Below are 6,053 nucleotides of genomic sequence, written 5' to 3'. Positions count from 1 at the left end.
ACGTTTGAACTCCTCTGTGTACCTTTGCCGCTGCTCACCCATGTGAACACCTCCTGTTAAGACCATTATGTTAATTCTCTTAACGGGTGTCCACTTTTCATTCTAGACCCACCGCAACCGTTAGCCGGTTAAAATGGCTTTTTGACCAGAATAGCCGCTCGGGCAACCGTTAGCTTTATGACAGTTAGATTTACGCTCGCTATCAGGACGATATCGTTTGCATCAGCGTTCAGCAAGACAATGAAGTTCCTCGGTTGTAACGGCCATCTTATTCGATTGTGATATCGTCGAGCGCCGATTTTGAGAGTGAGCCGGCTAAACCCGTACCTCATCGGACAAAACAGCTTGGGTTTTGGCAGCCGGTGCATGCCGTTCTTCTCACCAGCGGACAAATCACTAATTATGACATGAAAATGGAATAAATTGTACTCTAGTTTTGCGCGGAAGGTTTGATTACAATGAACAAGGACAAAATTGACAATTTACGTTCCGCAAATTTGCAAACGCTTACATAAATCTCATAAATACTGGGAGGACGTCCGGCATGATTTACTTCATGAAACGCGGCATCAATGACCTGAAGCTGAGAACGAAGCTGGTGTTTTCCTTTATTTTCGTGACCTTCGTGCCCGTGCTGATCGTGGGGGCTTTCCTCACCAGCGAGCTCCGCACGATGGCGCTCGACAACGCGCTCGAGCAGACGGCGAACAACATGGAACGGGTCAAGAAACGGACCAGCGAGGTCATCAACGTGTCGTACGATATTTCGTACCGGATGTCCAATGACAGCCGGCTGGAGACGCTGGCCAACCAGCATTACGAGTCGGTGTACGAGGTCGTCAAGGCGTACAAGGAATATCCGGATATCAAGGATTACATTCGCTTGTACAAGGATATCTCCAATATCCGGCTGTACGTGAATAACCAAACGCTGCTTAACAATTGGGAGTTTCTGCAGCCGACGCCGGACGTGATGCAGACCGACTGGTACAAGCGAGCATTGACGAACAGCGGCCTTGCGGCCTGGTATTACATGGAGGACGAGCGCGATCATCGCTATTATTTGAGTTTGGTGCGCAAAATCGATTTTCTGACCGAGCATACGAGCGGAGTGCTCGTCATAAATGTCAGCTCCGACAAGCTGGAATCGATTCTCAGTCAGGAGAAATTCGAGACGATGATCGTGGACGGCAACAACCGCATCGTCGCGGCGAATCGGCCGGGTCGCGTCGGAAGCACGCTGGCCAGCATCAGCTATGATCCCAAAGTCATCGCTGCGAAGAGCGGCAGCTTCAAGGCGAACGTCGGCGGCAATTCCTCGCAGATCCAAATCGAGCCGCTCGTGCCCGAGTCGAGCCTGAACGCCCTGCGCATTATATCGGTGTTCTCCATCGATGACATCATGAAGGAACCGAACCGCATCATCCAATTGGGGTTGACGGTTATCATCATCAGTCTGGTGGTCGCGATTATGCTGATCTACGGCTTCTCCGCGATGCTTTCCAAACGCATGATGCGCCTGAGCAAATATATTACGAAGGTCGGTACCGGCAATCTGGACGTCGCTCTCGAGATCGACGGCAAGGATGAAATCGGGCAGCTGTCCAGGCAATTCAACAGCATGGTGGCGAGCATTAACGAGCTGATCGTCGAGGTGCAGGATTCTAACCGGCAGAAGGTCGAACTGGAGTCGAGACAGAACGCGATCAAATTCAAAATGATGGCCAGTCAGATCAATCCGCATTTTCTGTTCAACGCGCTGGAATCGATCCGCATGAAAGCGCATTTGAAGGGCGAGCGCGAAATCTCGAACGTCGTCAAGCTGCTCGGCAAGCTGATGCGCAAAAATCTCGAGGCCGGCAGCCGCACCGTGCAGCTCTGCAACGAAATCGATATGGTGCGCTGTTACCTGGACATTCAGAAATTCCGCTATGAGGACCGGCTGCGGTATGAGCTGAACATGGATCCCGCCGCCGAGCAGGTTCCGATCCTGCCGCTCATCATACAGCCGCTAGCGGAGAATGCCGTCATTCATGGTTTGGAGAACCGGGAAGCCGGCGGTTGCGTCCGCATCTCCGCGGTCGTCGAAGACAATCGCATTCAGGTGGAGGTATCCGATAACGGCGAGGGGATCCCGCAGGAGAAGCTTGAGGAGCTCCGCGGCTCCTTGGACGACATCGAGGAAAGCGAAGGCAACCATATCGGACTCCGCAACGTACACATGCGGTTGAAGCTGATGTACGGGCAGGAATACGGTCTGCGCATCTGGAGCCGGCCTGGCGTAGGGACGAATGTTCAATTTACGATACCGATGGGAGTGGATCGCCATGTTGTTTAACGTGCTGATTACCGATGATGAACCGACAATCCGCGAGGGACTGCGAACCTTAATCGATTGGGAAGGGCTGGGCTTCGCCGTCATGGACACGGCGGCCAACGGCAAGGATGCCTTGCGCAAAATCACGACCCATCGTCCCGATCTGCTCATCGTGGACATCCGGATGCCGGGCATGAGCGGTCTGGAGCTGATCGAAGCGGTCAGGCAGACGGACGAAGAGGTGCATGTGCTCATTCTGAGCGGGTATGCGGATTTCGATTATGCGAAGAAGGCCATCGGGCTGAACATTGACGGTTACCTGTTGAAGCCGGTCGATGAAGATGAGCTTACCGCTCATCTGAGCAAGCTCGCGAGCGTCATGGAGCGCGAGCGGCAGGCCAAGCTGGCCAGCGGATCGATGCAGGAATGGAGTCGGCAGAAGCTGCTGCAAGCCTTAGTGTCCGCAGACGAGACGCAGCGGGAAACGCCAGGTCCGACCGAACTGGAGGCGGCGGGACTTTGCTGGGAGAGCTACAGCATTGCGATCGTGAAGCTGAAAGGGAAGGACCGCGCCTTGGAGCCGGGGCAATTCGAGGCGATCCGGGACCGTTTCGTTACCGCCTACGATGAGGCAGGCAAAGGCGTCGTCTTGGCCGTGGACACCGCGCTTGTGCTGCTGCTGCCCGATCGGTTGCAGGAAGAGAAGGCGCGCAAACGCGTATACAATGAGCTGGCATCGCTCATTACGGAGCCCGGCATACATATTGCGGCAGCCGGCGGTTCGTCCGTGACGCAGCTAGGCGACATTCGGCAATCGTATTTGGAAGCGGCACGGCTGCTGGAGCGGCGCTTCTTCTATGCAGGCGGACAGCTGGTTATGTCCGGCACGGCCCCGAGTCATCCGCCGGCTGCCGTTACGCCGTCGGCAGCGGACTGCGCGATCGATGTTCCGGCTTTGGCGGATAAGCTCTATTTTGCCATCGACGTCGGCAACGCCGAGGCGGTCGCGCAGCTTATCAGCAGCACGGGCCGCCGGTTGATCGATTGCGGTCAGGCGGAGGAAGCCGTGAAATCCGCCTTTGCCGGCCTTGTCACGGCCGTCGCGGGCAAGCTGTCCCAGTCCGGCGATGAACGAAAGCTGGATCATGATTTGCTGTCCCGCTGCATGCTGGCGATCTATGACCATGTCCGTTACGACGAGCTGGAGCGGGAGCTGAACGCGATTTTGCCTGCCCTGCTGAAAGGCAGCTCCGCTTGCAGCGGAGACAAGCAGATCAAGAAGATGATCGATCTGATCCAGCGCAGCTATGACGAGAATCTGAAGCTGGAGACGCTGGCCGAGGTGTTCAATTACAACAGCGCGTATCTCGGGAAGCTGTTCAAGAGCGAGACGGGCGAATATTTCAATACGTACCTCGACAAGGTGAGGATCGAGAAGGCCAAGGAGCTGCTGGAGCAAGGGCTCAAGGTCTATCAGGTGGCGGAGAAGGTCGGGTACGCCAACGCGGATTATTTTCACGCCAAATTCCGCAAATACGTCGGGGGATCGCCGTCCGCATACCGCAAGAAATGATCGATAGGTCCAAAGCCGGATGCAATTTTCACATGATTTTACCCCCAATTGCAGTGGTATTGGAAGCGCTTTATATCCGGTATCATAAAGCCATACAGCAAGGAGGTATCGCCAAATGAAAGCCGTTACAACGTTGAAGCCGCAGCCTGCGGCACGGCGCAAATCCCGTTTCTGGGGCACGTTCTTCCAGCAGAAATACTTATACTTGATGTCGCTTCCCTTCGTGCTGTGGGTGTTCGTCTTCAATTACCTGCCGCTCTGGGGCTGGACGATGGCGTTCCAGAAATTCAAGCCGAAGGATTCGTTCCTGGACCAGGAGTGGGTCGGACTCAAGTATTTCAAGGAGCTGTTCCACGACGATTCGTTCTTCCAAGCGCTGCGCAACACCTTGGCTATGAGCGTCATGGGCCTGGTCGCCGGCTTCATCATCCCGATCGTGTTCGCGATTCTGCTGAACGAGGTTCGGATCGGCTTCCTGAAACGGTTCGTGCAAACGATTTCCTACTTGCCGCATTTCGTGTCCTGGGTCGTCGCGGCCGGCATCGTGACCAAGATGCTCTCGACGGACAACGGGGCCGTCAACGACCTGCTGGTCGGGCTTCATATCATCCATGAGCCCATTCAATTCGCGGCCAAAGGCAATCTCTTCTGGAGCATCGTCACCGCTTCCGATATCTGGAAAGAGACCGGCTGGAACACGATCATTTACTTGGCGGCCATCGCCGGCATCGGGCCCGAGCTGTACGAAGCGGCACGCGTCGACGGCGCCAGCAGGTCGCAGCAAGCATGGCATATCACGCTGCCGGGCATTCGCTCCACGATCATCGTGCTCGTCATCATCTCGATCGGCCATCTCATCAGCATCGGCTTCGAGAAGCAGTTCCTGCTCGGCAACAATCTCGTGCGCGATTACTCGCAGACGCTCGACCTGTACGCGCTGAATTACGGCTTGGGCATGGGGCGGTATTCGTTCGGGACGGCGATCAATATTTTCAACTCCGTCGTCAGCGTCATTCTCTTGTTCACCGCGAACGGCATTTTCAAAAAAATCACGAAAGAAAGCATCATTTAGGGAGGCTGCGGCAGATGAAAGCACGATTATTCTCGAGCGGCACCCCCTGGTCAGACCGCTTCTTCGATTTCACCGTTTACTTCGTCATCACGCTCGTCACCGTCATCACGCTGTATCCGTTTCTGAACGTCCTGGCGATCTCGCTCAATGATTCGACCGACAGCGTCCGAGGCGGCATCACGATTTTCCCTCGTGCGTTCACGTTCAAGAACTATGAAACGATCTTCGCCTTCTCCGGCCTGATCACCGGTCTGAAAATCTCGATCCTGCGTACGGTCGTCGGCACGATTCTCGGCCTGATCAGTGCTTCGATGCTGGCGTTCACGCTCAGCCGGGTCGACTTCCAGGGACGCCGCTTCGTCTCCACGTTTCTTGCCCTGACGATGTACGTCTCCGGCGGCTTGATTCCGACCTACATTCTGATCAAGGACCTGCACATGATGGGCACGTTCGCGGTCTACGTGCTTCCCGGTCTTGTGAGCGCCTTCAACGTGTTCGTCATCCGCTCGTTCATCGACGGCATCCCGTACGCTTTGCAGGAATCCGCCAAGCTGGACGGCGCGAACGATTTCACGATCTACTGGCGGGTCATTCTGCCGCTGACGAAGCCGGCGCTCGCCACGATCGCGCTCTTCCTGGCCGTCGGCCAGTGGAACTCCTGGTTCGACACCTACCTGTATAACGGCTCGAAGGATTATCTGACGACGCTGCAATTCGAGCTCATGAAGGTCATTCAGAGCACGACGACCAACGCCGACAGCTTCCATGGCCGCAACATGACGGAGGTCATGGCGCAGATCTCGCCGGAATCGGTGAAGATGGCGATCACGATCATCGTAACCGTGCCGATTCTTGTGGTGTATCCGTTCTTGCAAAATTACTTTGTTAAAGGTATGACGCTGGGCGCTGTGAAGAGCTAGCCCGGAATGTAAAAATTGCCCTGCGGTCGGTGCGAGTCTCCGCTCGCTGTTGTAGTCGGATATCTTGAATGGGTGAATTCAGAAATGGTGGATATCCGACTACAAAGGCGACCACTTCGTTGCTCTGACTTCGCACCGCCCTCCGGGCGATTTTTACCAGGCTTCTTAAAT

4 protein-coding genes are annotated in these 6,053 nt (G+C 55.3%); all 4 read left to right on the top strand.

The genetic code is table 11. The features are described from left to right. Positions 1-544 precede the first annotated feature (544 nt). The 4 genes from AC0YNU_RS32370 to AC0YNU_RS32355 all read left to right on the top strand — a co-directional run bounded on the left by AC0YNU_RS32370 (position 545) and on the right by AC0YNU_RS32355 (position 5,882). Complete coding sequence (locus AC0YNU_RS32370) at positions 545-2,338, top strand: sensor histidine kinase (protein WP_475764074.1); 1,794 nt, start codon at positions 545-547, stop codon at positions 2,336-2,338. After that, positions 2,328-3,890 carry a response regulator transcription factor gene (locus AC0YNU_RS32365; RefSeq protein ID WP_475764071.1) on the top strand — a complete coding sequence of 521 codons (1,563 nt, stop codon included), beginning with the start codon at positions 2,328-2,330 and terminating at the stop codon, positions 3,888-3,890. The genes AC0YNU_RS32370 and AC0YNU_RS32365 overlap by 11 nt, the downstream gene beginning before the upstream one ends. A gap of 115 nt (positions 3,891-4,005) precedes the next feature. Then, positions 4,006-4,962 (top strand): ABC transporter permease, encoded by a 957-nt coding sequence (locus tag AC0YNU_RS32360; RefSeq protein WP_475764069.1) that lies wholly within the window; start codon positions 4,006-4,008, stop codon positions 4,960-4,962. 14 nt (positions 4,963-4,976) lie between these two features. Further along, positions 4,977-5,882, top strand: a complete 906-nt coding sequence (locus AC0YNU_RS32355) for a carbohydrate ABC transporter permease (protein WP_475764067.1) — start codon at positions 4,977-4,979, stop codon at positions 5,880-5,882. The last annotated feature ends 171 nt before the right edge of the window (positions 5,883-6,053 follow it).

Source organism: Paenibacillus sp. J31P316 (assembly GCF_056269105.1).
Note: the sequence above shows the minus strand (reverse complement) of the source record. Positions and strands in the feature narration are given on the sequence as shown.